Raw genomic sequence first — 14644 nt, forward strand, 5'->3', positions numbered from 1 at the left:
GTATCGCTGGCGCAAATGCGTTGTCTGTTTCGGGCTGCTTCCCGATCCGAAACAAGCCGAAAGTCGATATGCGCTGTGTATAGATGCGCTTAGAGGGTGACGAATCGTTCCAAAATGCGCCAGCCTTCACTTTTCGGCAGAAGGTTTGCGCCAGAACTTGTGCGCCAGAAGTCCATAGATGGCCACGATTGTTTAACGTCCGCCGTGCCGAATAAAAATATTGTTCTGGTGATTCCAAAAGGCCAATTTTGGTTGCCTTGCTTGAGTGTTAGGGCCAGGGAGGCATCGGAGAAATAACATGATATCCAATCGACCCTACCTGATTCGGGCGCTGTTCGAGTGGATACTCGATAATCATATGACGCCGCATCTTCTGGTGGATGCCTTGCACCCGGAGGCCGATGTTCCGCGCAAGTTTGTCGAAGAAGGGCGAATTGTGCTCAATATTGCCCCGACAGCGGTCAAAGATCTGGTGATTTCCAACGATATGATCACCTTTTCCGCCCGTTTTGGCGGTGTGCCTTCAGTGGTTGGATTGCCGCCGGTTGCCGTGCTTGGCATTTACGCCCGCGAGAATGGTCATGGCATGATCTTTCCGCAGGAGGAGGGACTCGATAGTCAGGGTTCCGGAGGGCAGGATCAAGCTGAGGGGAGCGACAAGGCCAAAGATGAACGCAAAGCCAAGCGCCCAGCGTTGCGCGTTGTGAAATAGCCGATTGGTCGCCGTCCCTGGCGGCCGACACCCTTCTCACTGAACTCAAACTGGGTGGTTGCGCTCAGCCGTGGCCCTGCGGCTTGTCTTGCCGGGGCGGCTAGTCGGTTTTGAACTCAGGCAAGCCCGAGCTGAGCCACCAGTTGGAGGTCTCCTCGTCATAAATCCACTGCTGACGGTCAGCGATGGACTTCAATGCCTGGCGATCACTCAGCACATATTCGATGCGGACAATCTGCTCCGCCCTGCCGTCCGCGATAATGACGGGTGGGCGCACCACCTCGTAGCCAGTCACACGAATATTATCAAAGAGTTCCGATGGTTCTTCCGGACGCTTATCCGGTTCGATGAATTGCAGCGCCGCATCATTGTAGCCCCAGCGGATGGCCTGTCGATAACCGTTGGTCGCGCTCTCGAGCAGCCGATGTTCGCGTTCTTCCTTGACCTGTTGGCAGCCATGCAGTGGCAACAGCAATGCTAGCCCGAGCAGTAGCAATGGGGATTGAGTCAAGCGCATAATAGGGGGTCCTTTTTCCGCAAAAGTCGCATGATGGAGCGCCGTGGCTGATGATTCCGGGTTGGTCTGTGGCGGCCGGGTATACCAATCGGAAACGAGCTGAAATCTCAAAGGGTTTTGGTATAAGACGTATGCATTATGGAACCGAAGCCCGAGCATCGGTCAAGTTGTCCGCATTATTCTACTTTTTTTTCGGTTTAGGGAGTTGCTTTGGAGTCGTCGCCTGAAATTGCTCGGACACAGGATAAGGCGTCAGCCCGTGATGCTCCCAGCGAGCCCCTGTTGAAGCTGTCGGTGGGGGATACGCGGGTGACCCTGCTTGGCACCGCGCATGTCTCGCGCGCCAGCGTCGAAAAGGTTAGGGAGCTCCTGCGCGAGCCTGGAGTTTACTCAGCCGTGGCGGTTGAGCTCTGTCAGAGCCGGTACCAGGCGCTAATGGAGCCAGATGCGCTTGCGAAGCTTGACCTTTTTGCCGTCATTCGTGAGAAACGTGCGCACATGGTTGCCGCCAACCTGGCGCTGTCGGCCTATCAGCAGCGGCTGGCGGAACAAATCGGCGTCGAGCCTGGGGCCGAGCAGCGCGAGGCAATCGATCAGGCACGGCGTCTGGGATTGCCGATCCTGCTGATTGATCGCGAGATTGGGGTGACGCTCAGGCGCGCGGCGCGCAATATGGGCTGGTTCAAGCGGCTGAATTTGTTTGTGGGGTTGTTGGCCGGTCTGCTGTCGCGTGATCAGGTCACCGAAGATGACATTGAGGCGCTGAAGCAGGGGGATGTGCTCGAAACGGCGTTTAGCGAATTCGCCGAGAACCGTCAGGACTTGTTCGAGCCTCTGATTAACGAGCGGGACCGCTTTATGGCGGCGCGACTGCGCGAGGAAATTGGCCAACATGACTATGGCCAGGTACTGGCGGTTATCGGTGCCGGACATACAAAAGGTGTGGCGCGGGAGTTGACCGGGCAGGTGCGCTCGCCGGCTGAGTTAATTGCCGAGCTGTCGTTGGTGCCGCCGGTCGGCGCGCTCTGGCGTGCGCTGCCGTGGTTGGTGGTTGCGGTGATTCTTGGGCTTTTCGTCCGTGGTTTCACCCAGGGGGCCGATGTAGGCTGGGACGTGATTGTCGACTGGGTGCTGATTAACGGTGGCCTGTCCGCACTGGGTGCCGCGCTGGCAGGCGCGCATCCGCTCACGGTGATTGGCGCCTTTTGCGCCGCCCCCCTGACGTCGCTAAATCCAACCATCGGTGCGGGAATGGTGGCTGCCGCTATCGAACTCTTTCTGCGCCGTCCGCGGGTTGCGGACTTCCGCCGTCTGCGCGATGAGGTTGCATGCTGGTCGGGCTGGTGGCGCAACCGCGTGGCCCGTATCCTGCTAGTGTTTGTTTTTAGCACCATCGGCTCGGCGTTGGGAACCTATATCGCCGGCTTCCACCTGGCGGCGCGGTTGTTTGGCTAGCTAGCCTCGCTGCAAGAGTCCATGAGTGCAACGCAAGTGATGAAAGGATTAACGTGAAACAGCAGTTTTCTTGTTCGGGGTCGCTGGGACTATGAGCGTCAGCATAGAAAGCTCCGAGCAAATTGCGGGTATTCATGATGTGGACTGCGCGAGCGTGAAGGCGCCAGAGGGGTTGCCAGATTACGCCGCAATCGCGCGGGAAGTCTTTCGCATCGAGGCCGAAGCCGTGGCTGGGCTTGCGGCCCATGTCGATGGTGCATTCAGCTCCGCCGTAGCGGCCATTCTTGCCAGCTCCGGGCGCACCATCGTCTGCGGCATTGGTAAGTCCGGAATTATTGGCAAGAAAATCTCCGCCACCCTGGCTAGTACGGGCACGCCGTCATTTTTCATGCACCCGGCCGAGGCATGTCATGGCGACCTCGGCATGGTCGATGGCAACGATACCTTAATTGCCATCTCTCACTCCGGAGAGACCGAGGAGCTTTTGCGCCTGCTCCCCTTTCTGCGAGACAATGGCAATTGCACCATTGCGCTGACCGGTAATACCCGCTCGACTCTTGCGCGTCAGGTCGATCATCATCTTTGGGTGCATGTGGCGCGCGAGGCCTGCCCCTTGCAGCTTGCCCCTACGGCTTCCACCACCGCAACCCTGGCGATGGGGGATGCGCTGGCCGTCGCCCTGATGCGGGCGCGTCGCTTTCAGGCGCATCACTTCGCGCGCTTTCATCCGGGCGGCAGTCTGGGGCGGCGCATGCTTGGCCTGGTGCGCGATGAAATGTGCGCTGACAATCTGCCCTTTATCAAGCCGGATGCCCTGGCCGCCGAACTGGTGGCCACCATGAGTAGCGGCCGGCTCGGCTTGGCGATAGTGAGTCAGGATGGCACCACGGCCGAGGGCGTGATCACCGATGGCGATCTGCGCCGCGCACTCGAGACCAATCAGGAAGGTTTTTTCCGCTCGCGGGCGCGTGACATGATGACCACTAATCCTGTGCTGATCGGCCCCGACAGCCGCATGAGCGCGGCGATGGAGCTGATGGCAGAGCGGCGCATCACCTCGCTGGTGGTCGTGGACGACACCGGCATTCTTGGCGTGGTTCAGAAGTAACCCGAGTAATGATGCTGACTGGTGCGCCGGTTAACGCGGGGCGTGCAGGGTCAGCACATCGTCGCGCTGTAGCAAATCTACCCGGCGCAGAAACGTCATGCCGAGCAGTACTTCGTGTCCAGGCATGTTGGGCATGACCACCGCATGGATGTTCTGCGCGCTCAGGCCGCCGATGGTGAGGCGGTCGATGCGTGTGGTCCATGTGTCGACAATGCCGTTGGCGGTCTTGCTACGCCCGCCCGCTTTCAGTGGCAGCGCGAGTTGGCGTGCAAGCTCAAGCGGCAGGGCGACAGCGCTCGCGCCGGTATCGACCAGAAAGGTGACAGGCGTTCCGTTGATGGTGCCGGGCGCGACATAATGGCCCAAACGGTTGGGTTTCAAGACCACTTGGGCGCGCCCATCGCTGCTGGTCGTGACTTGCAGATTCCGATTGGGGTTGTCCTCGCCGTCAAGATATTGCTGAAAAAACAATCCCAGCAGTGCCAGCCCGACAATCCAGGCGGCAAAGAACATGATCTGGCCCAGACGCGCGGGCAGATCCTTGGAGCTCGGCAGCGGCTCTTGCATCGGTCGGTTATGCTCCCAATTGCAAACTGAGCGACTGTTTCAGTCGCAGGCATTTTCAGACGGTTTCGACTGTCTCAGCTATACTTAAAGGTTGCCAGTATCAGGTATTTTGGCATCACTTCCCCGACCCATGCGCGGGGTGCCCATGCTCGGGGCGCTGGTGCTCTGAGCATGGGGCAAGTTGCACGGATCCAACCGGCTCGCTCTGATTCATGCTGATCTCCGGCCATCTTAACCAGCTTAGTCTTTACCGCCAGTGGGATCAGCCCTCGCTTGCGGCGCGTCAGGCCGAGCAGCCGGCGGCGGCCACCCCCGCAGAAGATAGAACCAGCCAGGCGCCTTTCACCCCGCGCCCGGTGCTGGAGCCCGAGCAAGCCGAGCGCTTCAGTCGGCGTCAGACCCGCCCCTCGGCAACGGATAGGCCGGTGGAGGTGGAGGAACAGAACGCCATGGCTCTGCAGGCACTCGATATTTATCATGATGTCAGCACCAATCAGGAACGCGAGTACGTGCGCGCTGTCTTTGGTGTGGATGTCTATGCCTGATTCCCTGTCCTTGCGTTGCATCCTGTCCGGCTCTTCCCCTGCCTGCGGATTTCGCAGCCATTCGGTATAGTGCGGCCATGAATCTGGCCAAAAAAATGGTATTGGTAGTCGATGATTTTCAGAACATGCGCAGCACGCTGCGGCAGATGCTGATGTCGATCGGCTTTGAACATATCACGCCGGTGGCCACCGGGGAGGATGCGCTAGCGGCGCTGCGCGCCAGGCGCTTCGACATTGTGTTGTGCGACTACAACCTGGGCGAGGGGATTGACGGACAGCAGTTGCTCGATCAGGCGCGCGCCGAGGGAGCGATCAATCTTGCCACCGTTTTTGTGATGGTCACGGCCGAAAACTCCAACGAGATGGTCATGGGTGCGCTCGAATTCACCCCAGACGCATATGTCTCCAAGCCCTTCACGAAAGATTTGCTGGGCGCGCGTCTTGGGCGCGCGCTGCGCCGGCGCGAACCCCTGATTCCGGTGGCGAGCGCGCTGAGCAAACAGGGCCCGGCCGTCGCCGTCGAGGCGCTTGATCTGCTCCTGAACCAAACCCAGCCCAACCGCCTGGAATTGCTGCGCATACGCGCCGAGCTGGCGTTTTCCATGGGCGATCTCGAGGGAGCCGAGGCCACTTGTGGCGAGGCCATGGCCGATAAGCCTCTGGCCTGGGCGCTGACCCGGCGCGGGCAGATTGCCGAGGCGCGAGGCGATGCCGCAGCTGCTGCGGCCTTGTATCGGGAGTCTATTGCGCTGACGGCGCACTACATGCCTGCGCATGATCAGCTGGCCGCGTTATGCGAGCGGCAGGGGCGCGCGCAAGAGGCGCTTGAGGTGTTGGTCGCCGCCTTGGAGCGCTCACCAAAGTCCCTGCGACGCCAGCGCAGCCTGGCGCGGCTGGCGACCCGCCTGAAGCGCGATGAGCTGGCCGGGCCGGCATGGGAGCGCGCGATTCACTTCGCGCGGCAGATGGGCCTGCCGGATGCCGCCGATTATCTGGGCCTGATCCGGGTGCTGGTCGCGCGCGGCGACATGCGTGAGGCGCGGTTGCGCATTAAGACCATGGCGCGGCGCTGCGCCGGGGACCTGCAACTCGGATACTGGGATCTGGCCGCCAGAATGCTCTGTCTGCCACTTAGCGACGGCGCTGGCCTGAATGCCCTGCTGGCAGAGCTTGACGCCTTGCTCGAGAAAGGGCCTGTGCCCAAGCGCGCTGGCGCTGCCTTGGCCGAGGCCGTGGCCAGCACCGGAGAGCTGGCGCGTTATCCTGCGCTAGCGACCCTGCGCGATCAGGAGATTGACCCATGAGCGGGCTCGACTTCAGTGCCGTGCTGGCCATTGGCATTCACGACATGAAAAACTCCCTGAACCGGGTGCTGAGCGCGGTGGACGAGCTGTCAGGCTGCCAAAGTAGTGGGTGCACGGGTGCAACAGAATCGCTGATGCAACTCCAGTACGAAGCGCGGCGGATGAAAGACAATCTAACCAAATTGCTGACCATCTATCGCCATGATCATGACCTGTACCAACCCAACTTTTCTGAGATCAATTTGTTTGAGCTGCTCGAGGACGCTTGGCTCAACAATAAATCACTGATTGATCAGCGCAAGCTGCACTGTGATATCGACTGTGATCCGGACCTGAACTGGACTCTCGACGCCTATCTCGTGAGCTCCTTGATTGAAAATGTGCTGACTAACACTATGCGCTATACTCAAGCAGTGGTTTGCCTGAGCGCGCGTCGGGATGGTGACTGGCTCTATCTGAGTGTGGATGACGATGGGCCCGGTTTTCCTGCCGCCATGCTTGGGCGGCGCAACCTGCAAGATAGTGCCGCGCCCGACGCCAGACTCGGCAACACCGGACTGGGCCTGCACTTCTGTGCCCTGGTCGCCGAGCGCCACTGCACGCCCGACGGCGCTCGCGGGCTCATAGAGCTCAGTAACGCCGGGCCGCTGGGTGGCGGGCATTTTGAGCTCAAGTTGCCCGCTATTGGGTAGGGCGTTTACTGGCCGGATTGGTACGCTAGGTGCTGGCAACAAGACGCCAGACAAGCTAGGATTGACAGCGGCGGATGGTCGATGGTGACTTTGTAATTTGCAGTGGAGCTGGCAGTAACAGCATTGTGAGCAGGCAGGATTACCGCATACTGATCGTCGATGATGAACCGGCGAATATTTATCTGCTCTCGCGCATGCTGGGCGACAGCTACCGCATTGTCGAGGCACGCGGTGGCGAGGAGGCGTTGGCCATCGCCCGGGGCCCCGACAAGCCGGCCTTGATTCTGCTCGACGTGATGATGCCAGAGGTCGACGGCTTCGAGGTGTGTCGGCGGCTTAAGGCCGATGATGAGACCAAAGATATTATCGTCATTTTCGTTACCGCCATTGGCGACAGCGCGGCGGAAGAAGTCGGGCTGAATCTGGGCGCAGCAGATTACATCACCAAACCTATCAGTCTGCCGATCGTGCGCGCGCGGGTGCGCAACCAGATTAACATGCGTCTGAAGGCGGACATGCTTGAGGCCATGTCCTACATCGACGGCCTGACACACGTCTACAACAGGCGCAAGTTCGACACTCTATTGCATAAGGAGTGGCAGCGCGCGCGTCACAGTGGCAAGCCGCTGGGCCTGATCATGATCGACTTCGATCATTTCAAAGCGCTGAACGACCACTACGGCCATGGTGCCGGGGATATCTGTCTTCAACAGGGGGCTGCGGCACTCGGCGGCGCGCTCAAGCGCCAGAGCGACCTGCTCGCGCGCTATGGCGGCGAGGAATTTGTCGCTCTGCTCCCGGAGACCGATCTGGAAGGTGCCAGGTTGACGGCCGAGGCCATGCGCGCGGCGGTCAAGGCGCTTGGCCTGGAGCACAAATACTCCTCGGCGGCGGGGCATGTCACCGTCAGTTTGGGGGTGGCGGCCGTCAACGCCGATGGTGAGCATGCGGCGACCTATCTGCTGGAACTGGCCGACCGTGCTCTGAATCGCGCCAAGGCGAGCGGTCGTGATCGGGCGGTGCTGATGGATGAGGCCATGGATGCCGAACTCAACGCCGGGGACATCGCCGCGCCCCGGCGCTCGGACGATGCCCTGGCCAGGGCAGAGGCAAGGGCAGAAAGCGTCGGCGAGGCCCAGGACCTGGTGTCAACGGATGTCGGTGCCAGCGATTATGTCTCGGAGCGTCGTCGCTATGGTGCGACCTCGGGCGACCGCAAATTCCTGCCGCAAGCCGAAGCGGTGCTGCATGCGCTGAACGCCCTTTATCTGTTGCCGTTGAGCGCCGAGCTGCATGCGGAACTCGACAGCCTTCATTATGCGGCGAGCGATCTACTCAGTCGACTCGATGTTGAAGGCGTGGGCATGCAGGAGGAGCCGGAGATTCCGGCTGCGTTCGTGCCAGAAACGGCCGTTCCTCAAACACTCGAAGCCATCTCCCAGGGGCAGTTTCCGGGGCAGGCGGGAACTTTTGGCGATCTTCTGCCCACGCAGGCGCAAGCAGATAGCGCAAATGCGGAGTGCTTTGATGTCGCGGAGATGATGCGTCGCCTTGGGCAAGACCAGGAAATTGCCGAACTGACCATCCAACAGTTTCTGGCCGATGCGCCGGTGCGCGTCGCCGAGATACGCGCGGCACGGGACGCGGAGCAACTTGATCAGCTGCATTTCAAGGCGCACAGCCTTAAAGGTCTGTCTGGTGCGGTGTCGGCGCTGCGCTTGCAGGCACTCGCTGGGAAGATCGAGAAGTCAGCCACAATCCTGACCGCAGCCGCGTTGATGGAAGATCTCGAGCAGGAATACGCCCAGCTCGAACCCCTGTTGCGCGCGCAACTTGATTCGTTTTCTGGGTCTGGGTGAGTTTGGGGATGAGTCCAGTAGTAAGCCCAGTAGTAAACCCAGTAGTAAACAGGTTGAGGCTGATGAAACCTGATCGAAACCGGCGGCAGCGGTACTCAGCCGGCGGAGTCCGCCCTGCAACTGTCGTCTGGCAGTTCCACCCAGAGCAGGGTGCCGGTATCTTCTGAGCTGTGAAAGCCGATGCTGCCGCCAACAGCATCGACAATAAGCCGGGCGGAGTAGGTGCCCAGGCCGTTGCCGGTACTTTTTCCCTGAGTGACGTATTTGTCGAAGAATTTTGGCTGAATCTCCGCCGGGATGCAGCCCTGGTTGTGGATTTCAACGCGCGCACCATTGCTCCGGCACATCACGCGCAGGCTGATCTGGCCATCGGTGGGAGTCGCCTCGAAGGCGTTTTTTGTCAGATTGGCGAACAGGTTGTAATACAACAGCGGCTCACCACGCAGACTGCAACGGTCGGTCGAAGTCACGGGCCGATCACCGAGCAGCAGCTGACCCTGCTGTCCTCTGCGGGCGGTGGCCCGTTCACAGTCCACTAATACCCGCGACAACAATTCGAGCAGGTCCAGAGGCTCGCCTTGCAGCGGGTAGCTGCCGGCCTCAAGCTTGTAGAGATTCAGCGACGCGTCGATCATCTCCACCATGGTGCGCGCCGAGCGCTCAACGATGTCGAGCAACTCGCGCTGTTCGTCGCTGACATTGGCATCCTCGCAGATGAGTGCTGGAATGTTGATGATGGCGTTTAAAGGTGTGCGAAGGTCATGGCGCATCAGCCGCTCGACATCCTCGCGCATGCGCTCGTGGCGGATGCGCTCGGTGATATCCATGATGAAGGTCACCTTGCGCGGCTGCCCGTCGTTGCCTCTGATGTGCGTCGCGTCGGCCATGATCTGCTTGGTGTTGCCGTCGCGGTCGAGTACCTCCCACTCTCCGCGCACTTCGTTATGCCCGGCGATGAAGCGATCGTGCAACTCCCTCATCAGGGACTTGTTCTCGGGTGGCACCACCATGGTGAAGTGTTGGCCGAGGAGTTCGTCGGGGCGATAGCCGTAAAACCGACAATAAGCCGGGTTGACGAATTCAAAAATCCCCTGTGAATTGGTAATGCACACTCCCACGGGCGTGGCGTTGACCACTTGCAGCATGCGCTGGCTCAGCGCGGTGGGAGACTCTGGGTCGGTGGTGTCGTTCATTATTTATGTGTGCGTCAGTGATTCAGGCAGCACGTGCGTTGCAGTTGCGAGGCCTCACCAGGCGTAGGTGACCACAACTTCGGCGCCATCGTGCCCGTAGTGGACCGATTCGCACAGATCACGCACAAGCTTTATGCCACGACCCCAGGGCTGGGACGCATCGGTTTGCTCGGGTTGCTGGTCATTAAAACCCGAGCCGCTGTCGCGCACCATTATCCGAATGCGCCCTCCGTGGCCGGAGCTTGGCTGGTAGCTCAGGCTGAGCTTGATCCAGCCCGGCGTGGGCATGGCCAGGCGGCGCTCGCGCTCGCGGTAGTAAAGCTCAAAGCCATCGGGCGTGGATTTCATCTTGGATTCAAGCTTCAGAACCCCGTGCTCGAGTGCGTTGGTGTAAAGCTCGGTGATAATGGTCTGAAGCGCGCCGGCATGGTTGTGCATGCCCTCGAGCAGCCCTAGGGGTCCGAGCATTTCTTCAAGCAACGGCAAGGCATCAAGGCGGGCGTCGGCCAGCTCAATGGACCATTCCCATCCAGATTGTTGCAGCGCCGCCTTGGGTAACTGGGGGCCGGTGTATTCCGAGCTGCCGAGCGGGATTTCCACAATGGTGATGTCATCGAGCGGGTCGCCGCTGCGCAGATCGTCGAGCGATTGGATCAGGGACTCCATGACTGGCTCGCCGTAGCTCCAGCAATCCAGCACCTTCTGAAAGCCGGTGTCCTCGAACATTTTCCCGTCGGGGTTGGTGCCGGTCTCGAGCAGGCCATCGCTCATTAGCAGCAGGCGATCTGTTGGTTCTGCCTGGAGGTAATTGGCATGCTCCTGTTCGGGCAGGGGATGCATGATGCCGAGTGGCAGGCTGTGGGAGCCAAGCTCGACGAGTCCATGACGGGTCTGCATCCAGCCGCTTGGCATGCCGCCGTTCCACCAGCGCAGGGTGGTTCCGGTGTGCGAAATGGAAATCAGCCAGGCGGCCATGAACCGATCCGCTGGTAATAACTGATAGAGCTTGCGGTTGATCTCGGACAGCACGCGCTCGTCGTCGGCGCCCTTGAGGGTCATGGTGTGGAAAATGTCCGAGACCGGCATGGCACCAATGGCGGCGGCAAGGCCGTGGCCGGTAAAGTCAGCGATCAGAATGCGCAGGCCGCCATCAGGCAGGTACTGGGACAGCACCAAGTCGCCGCTGAAGGTGGTGGCGGGCCGCTGGACATGATGGTAGCGCCCGGTGGCGGCGTTGCGGGTATTGACGGCGCGGCTCAGCAGGCGCTCGGCGAGCTTTTGTTCTTCCTGGTCTTTTTCGATCAGAGCGGACAGCGCCTCGTTTTTTCTCGCAACGGCGCGCTGGAGATTACGCACTCGCTCCATGGCGCGGATGCGTGCCTTGAGGATGCCAAAACTGAAGGGCTTGGACAGGAAGTCGTCGCCGCCGGCCTCGGTGCATTGAATCAGGGATTTCTCGTCGCGCAGCGCGGTGAGAAAAATCACCGGCACGAATTGGCTGCCTGTGCGCGCTTTGATGATGCGTGTAGCCTCAAACCCGTCCATGCCAGGCATCATCACGTCCATAAATACGATATCGACGTGCTCGGTGTCGAACTTGGCGATGGCCTCCTCGCCGTTGTGCGCCTCGACCGTGTCGAAGCCCTCGCGCAGCAGCATCTGGGTTAGCAGGCGGCAGTTGGTTGGCTCGTCGTCAACCACCAGTGCCTTGCCGCGCGAGGTAGCGGCCGCCACCTTGTCCGGTTGCGCCTGGGTGTCGGGTGTATTCATGCCGCTGGGGTTATCTCGATGCGCTTGCACGGCCTTGCCGACCGGGGCGGGTTAATCCCGGAGCTGTTTAACGGGATGGGGTTGGAGGTAGGGCAGGGACAGCCGTCATCCGATGTGGAAGAGCTTTTCGAAATTGGCAATTTTCAGCACCCGCTGAACGTCCTCGCCGCAGCCTTGAATTTTTACCGGCGAAGAATCGCCGCCGGCATGCTCACGCAGCAGCAACAGCATGCCGAGGGCGGAGCTGTCGAGGTAGGAGGTGGCAGACAGGTCGACCACATAGGTCTTGCTACCAGCGGGAATGTCGCGGTAAGCATCGCGGAAAGCCTTGTGCTGCGCAAAGTCAAAGCGGCCATCAATTTTGATGACAACTTGCTGTTTGGATTCATCGATATGGCGGGTGATACTCATGGGGTTCTCCGGGTGTCGGCTGGAGCCTGGGCGTTTTGTTCGCGCGCGCTAGGAATGCAAGCCGCGGCACCAGTCCCAGATGGGGCATCTGATGCTCGCGATGCAGGCCGGCGCAGGTTTATTTCTGTTTGGGTGCCCTTCGGCAAGGTAATGAGTCTACGCTGATACGTGCCTTTTGTGGCGGTCTGGCAGTGACACAGCTGTTGCATCCTTCGGGGTGGCCGGCTCAATGAGCGTCAGAATAGTTCAAGCTCCCCGGCGCCCATGTCCTGCTGGCTGACGGCGCGGTGCGCTGCTTCTGCCACCTCGGCGCGCAGAGCTTCGAGGCGCGACTTGGCGGTGTCGACCTGGTCGCCGGTCTCGTCGCTTTGGGCCAGCGGCAGTTGATGGAGTTCGTCGGCGAATCGATCAAGAAAGTTGATCCGCTTCTCGGCGCGTTCAAGCACCTGGCGGGTGATGTCCTCAAATTGCAGCAGCCGCAGAGCGGAATTGACGTATTCGCGCAGGCGCTCGACGACGGTGCCCATCTCGTCGATACCCGAGGCGACCACCGCGTTGAATGCCTGCACCTTCTCGGTCATTTCGTCCATCTTGCCCTTGGCGTTGATGGAAGTGCTCATGTCCTGCGAGGCCATGCGCCCGACGATGTCGCGGGTGTGGGTGAAAATCCGCTGTGATTCCTGCACTTGCGCGCGAATTTCTTCGTTGAACTGGCTGGAGTCCTGGGAGAGCTTGCGAATTTCCTGCGCCACCACCGCGAACCCTCGGCCGGATTCGCCGGCGCGCGCGGCTTCAATCGCGGCATTGAGGGCGAGCAGGTTGGTCTGGCGGGCAATGCTGTTGGCGCTGTCAAGCAGAGTGAAAATGCCGTCCATTTGGGTGGAGAGATCATCGACCTGATGGGCCACCTCGACGCTGTTTTTGCCCATGTTGATCAGTCGCTCGACGTTCTCCGATAGCAGGATGCTGTTTTCGGAAAGAAAATCGTTCACGTCGATGTGCTGGTCCTGCGGCGAGCCTGAGTCGTCTCCCTGCATCAACTCATTAACGAGGCGTTGTTGGGATTCCGACTCCGTCAGCATGCCCGAGAAGCTGTTTTGCAGGTCGCTGACCGCGTTGGAAATCAACCCGAGCGTCTGATTGACCATCTCGCGCAGCTCGGTGATTTCGCCCTTGATGAGATCATCGACATCGACCACCAAACTCCAGAGTTCGTGGTCCCAGCGGCGGGATTCCGCCAGGTTTCTGGCGTTGGCGACCTCAGCATTTGAGGAGACGGACGCGTTCTGATCGCTAGGTTGATGCCGCCAGGCCTGGTAGGCCCAGACAGCGACCACCGCAAGCAAGCTCACCCAGGCGGGCGCGAGGTTGGGGAGCAGCAAGCTTTGCAGGAGCAGGACGCCGCTGACGCCCAGCGCCGGCAGGTAATGACCCAGCTGGCCCCAGTTGAATTCCGATATCTGCAATGGTGTCTCCGCTTTGGGCTGTTTTTTTGGATTTTACTGAGTTTCCAATCACAACACGAGTATAGCCGAGTGTTGCTTTCAATGGGCTGAGTGCATTGGGATGATTCGGGTCACCATGGCATGCTGATCGTCAATCTGCCAGTGGATGTTGCATCCATGCAAACGCACGGCGAAGGTATCGCGCTGCGGGTAGCGGTCCATGTAGCCCGGACGCGGATCAAGGCCGATGACTTGTTCGATCAGTGCGCGCAAATCCAATTGTCCACCCGGATCAGCGCTGGCAAGCTCCTGGCTGGCTTGGTCGCTAAAGACAACCGGCCAGCGCCTGTCGTCCAGGGCGGCGGTAAAGCCGGCGCTGGCATCGGGCAGGGCATCGGCATAGGGCACATAGGGCTTGATGTCGAGCACCGGGGTGCCGTTGAGCAGATCGACGCCGCCCAGATGTAGCGCCAGCCCCTGCTGATTGCGCTCAAGGCCATGGTATCTCACCGCCGACAGGCCGATAGGATTGGGGCGGTAAGGCGAGCGGCTGGCAAAAACACCCACCTTGGCGCGTCCACCCAGGCGTGGCGGTCGCACCATGGGCTGCCAGCCGGCCGTGAGGCAGTCCTGATGAAAGACAAAGACGAGCCACAGGTGCGAGAAGCCCTCAAGACCGCTAAACGCCTCTTCGCGATCATAAGGCGGCAACAGCTCCAGTCTGGCGCGCGCAGCCGGCGCCAGACGCGCCTGGCGCGGAATGCCAAATTTTTCATCGAAAGGCGAGCAAATTCGCCCGATGGGGCGAAAATGGACCTCTTTGGGCCAGTCTGGATCCTTGGGTTCGGTCGAGGCCATCGGTGAGTGGAGCGAAAGCAAGCGTTGAGTGCGTGGGGTTGGCTGGGCTGGATTGGGTTGGATTGGTCTGGCGCTGATTTCCGATTTCGCCCTGTCCCGGCAATCGGCTTAAGATGGGCCGGCATGATGCTCGGAGCGGTTGTCAGCGCACTGCCGTTCAGGGTCCGAATTTGTTCTTTTTTCTGTGTTCTCTGTTTTGTGTTCTGCA

At 60.2% G+C, this 14644-nt stretch carries 14 protein-coding genes; 7 read left to right on the forward strand and 7 right to left on the reverse strand.

What is annotated here, in order from left to right; all coding sequences use genetic code 11:
• Positions 1 to 298 precede the first annotated feature (298 nt).
• Positions 299 to 712, forward strand: coding sequence for a ClpXP protease specificity-enhancing factor (locus Thiofri_RS02555; protein ID WP_009149975.1), 414 nt, complete (start codon positions 299 to 301; stop codon positions 710 to 712).
• A 100-nt stretch (positions 713 to 812) separates the two neighbouring features.
• Here the strand turns inward: Thiofri_RS02555 and Thiofri_RS02560 are convergent, their stop codons facing one another.
• On the reverse strand, positions 813 to 1229 hold the full coding sequence (locus tag Thiofri_RS02560; protein WP_009149974.1) for a hypothetical protein: 417 nt from the start codon (positions 1227 to 1229) through the stop codon (positions 813 to 815).
• 282 nt (positions 1230 to 1511) lie between these two features.
• On the opposite strand from Thiofri_RS02560, the gene Thiofri_RS02565 reads away from it, so the two are divergent.
• Both Thiofri_RS02565 and Thiofri_RS02570 read left to right on the forward strand, forming a co-directional pair.
• On the forward strand, positions 1512 to 2684 hold the full coding sequence (locus tag Thiofri_RS02565) for a TraB/GumN family protein (RefSeq protein ID WP_223296788.1): 1173 nt from the start codon (positions 1512 to 1514) through the stop codon (positions 2682 to 2684).
• 91 nt (positions 2685 to 2775) lie between these two features.
• Positions 2776 to 3792 carry a KpsF/GutQ family sugar-phosphate isomerase gene (locus Thiofri_RS02570; RefSeq protein WP_009149972.1) on the forward strand — a complete coding sequence of 339 codons (1017 nt, stop codon included), beginning with the start codon at positions 2776 to 2778 and terminating at the stop codon, positions 3790 to 3792.
• 30 nt (positions 3793 to 3822) lie between these two features.
• On the opposite strand, the gene Thiofri_RS02575 is transcribed toward Thiofri_RS02570, so the two are convergent.
• Positions 3823 to 4359, reverse strand: a complete 537-nt coding sequence (locus Thiofri_RS02575; RefSeq protein WP_009149971.1) for a retropepsin-like aspartic protease family protein — start codon at positions 4357 to 4359, stop codon at positions 3823 to 3825.
• A 212-nt stretch (positions 4360 to 4571) separates the two neighbouring features.
• Between Thiofri_RS02575 and Thiofri_RS02580 the strand changes: the two genes are divergently transcribed.
• The 4 genes from Thiofri_RS02580 (at position 4572) to Thiofri_RS02595 (ending at position 8759) form a co-directional block, all read left to right on the forward strand.
• A complete protein-coding gene (locus Thiofri_RS02580; protein ID WP_009149970.1) occupies positions 4572 to 4904 on the forward strand; it encodes a hypothetical protein in 333 nt (110 codons plus the stop codon).
• 77 nt (positions 4905 to 4981) lie between these two features.
• Positions 4982 to 6208: a response regulator gene (locus tag Thiofri_RS02585; RefSeq protein WP_009149969.1), complete on the forward strand. Its 1227-nt coding sequence runs from the start codon at positions 4982 to 4984 to the stop codon at positions 6206 to 6208.
• Positions 6205 to 6900, forward strand: a complete 696-nt coding sequence (locus tag Thiofri_RS02590) for a sensor histidine kinase (RefSeq protein ID WP_009149968.1) — start codon at positions 6205 to 6207, stop codon at positions 6898 to 6900. The genes Thiofri_RS02585 and Thiofri_RS02590 overlap by 4 nt, the downstream gene beginning before the upstream one ends.
• 125 nt (positions 6901 to 7025) lie before the next feature.
• Positions 7026 to 8759: a diguanylate cyclase gene (locus Thiofri_RS02595; RefSeq protein WP_313778339.1), complete on the forward strand. Its 1734-nt coding sequence runs from the start codon at positions 7026 to 7028 to the stop codon at positions 8757 to 8759.
• Positions 8760 to 8854: 95 nt separating this feature from the next.
• Here the strand turns inward: Thiofri_RS02595 and Thiofri_RS02600 are convergent, their stop codons facing one another.
• The 5 genes from Thiofri_RS02600 to tsaA form a co-directional block, all read right to left on the reverse strand.
• Entirely contained in the window at positions 8855 to 9952 is a 1098-nt protein-coding gene (locus tag Thiofri_RS02600; protein ID WP_009149966.1) for a PAS domain-containing sensor histidine kinase, read from the reverse strand.
• Positions 9953 to 10006: 54 nt separating this feature from the next.
• Positions 10007 to 11722 (reverse strand): fused response regulator/phosphatase, encoded by a 1716-nt coding sequence (locus tag Thiofri_RS02605; RefSeq protein ID WP_009149965.1) that lies wholly within the window; start codon positions 11720 to 11722, stop codon positions 10007 to 10009.
• 105 nt (positions 11723 to 11827) lie between these two features.
• Entirely contained in the window at positions 11828 to 12133 is a 306-nt protein-coding gene (locus tag Thiofri_RS02610) for an STAS domain-containing protein (RefSeq protein ID WP_009149964.1), read from the reverse strand.
• Between the two features lie 236 nt (positions 12134 to 12369).
• Positions 12370 to 13599 carry a methyl-accepting chemotaxis protein gene (locus Thiofri_RS02615; protein WP_009149963.1) on the reverse strand — a complete coding sequence of 410 codons (1230 nt, stop codon included), beginning with the start codon at positions 13597 to 13599 and terminating at the stop codon, positions 12370 to 12372.
• A 78-nt stretch (positions 13600 to 13677) separates the two neighbouring features.
• Positions 13678 to 14436 (reverse strand): tRNA (N6-threonylcarbamoyladenosine(37)-N6)-methyltransferase TrmO, encoded by a 759-nt coding sequence (gene tsaA / locus Thiofri_RS02620; protein ID WP_009149961.1) that lies wholly within the window; start codon positions 14434 to 14436, stop codon positions 13678 to 13680.
• Positions 14437 to 14644 lie beyond the last annotated feature (208 nt).

The sequence above is a fragment of the Thiorhodovibrio frisius genome (assembly GCF_033954835.1).
GTDB classification, from domain to species: domain Bacteria; phylum Pseudomonadota; class Gammaproteobacteria; order Chromatiales; family Chromatiaceae; genus Thiorhodovibrio; species Thiorhodovibrio frisius.

What these genes read in the sequence shown, in the direction of transcription:
- Thiofri_RS02585 (WP_009149969.1), top strand. Translation starts at nt 4,982, where the DNA reads ATGAATCTGGCCAAAAAAATGGTATTGGTAGTCGATGATTTTCAGAAC.
- Thiofri_RS02560 (WP_009149974.1), bottom strand. Translation starts at nt 1,229, where the DNA reads ATGCGCTTGACTCAATCCCCATTGCTACTGCTCGGGCTAGCATTGCTG.
- tsaA (WP_009149961.1), bottom strand. Translation starts at nt 14,436, where the DNA reads ATGGCCTCGACCGAACCCAAGGATCCAGACTGGCCCAAAGAGGTCCAT.
- Thiofri_RS02600 (WP_009149966.1), bottom strand. Translation starts at nt 9,952, where the DNA reads ATGAACGACACCACCGACCCAGAGTCTCCCACCGCGCTGAGCCAGCGC.
- Thiofri_RS02555 (WP_009149975.1), top strand. Translation starts at nt 299, where the DNA reads ATGATATCCAATCGACCCTACCTGATTCGGGCGCTGTTCGAGTGGATA.
- Thiofri_RS02610 (WP_009149964.1), bottom strand. Translation starts at nt 12,133, where the DNA reads ATGAGTATCACCCGCCATATCGATGAATCCAAACAGCAAGTTGTCATC.
- Thiofri_RS02605 (WP_009149965.1), bottom strand. Translation starts at nt 11,722, where the DNA reads ATGAATACACCCGACACCCAGGCGCAACCGGACAAGGTGGCGGCCGCT.
- Thiofri_RS02580 (WP_009149970.1), top strand. Translation starts at nt 4,572, where the DNA reads ATGCTGATCTCCGGCCATCTTAACCAGCTTAGTCTTTACCGCCAGTGG.
- Thiofri_RS02590 (WP_009149968.1), top strand. Translation starts at nt 6,205, where the DNA reads ATGAGCGGGCTCGACTTCAGTGCCGTGCTGGCCATTGGCATTCACGAC.
- Thiofri_RS02575 (WP_009149971.1), bottom strand. Translation starts at nt 4,359, where the DNA reads ATGCAAGAGCCGCTGCCGAGCTCCAAGGATCTGCCCGCGCGTCTGGGC.
- Thiofri_RS02570 (WP_009149972.1), top strand. Translation starts at nt 2,776, where the DNA reads ATGAGCGTCAGCATAGAAAGCTCCGAGCAAATTGCGGGTATTCATGAT.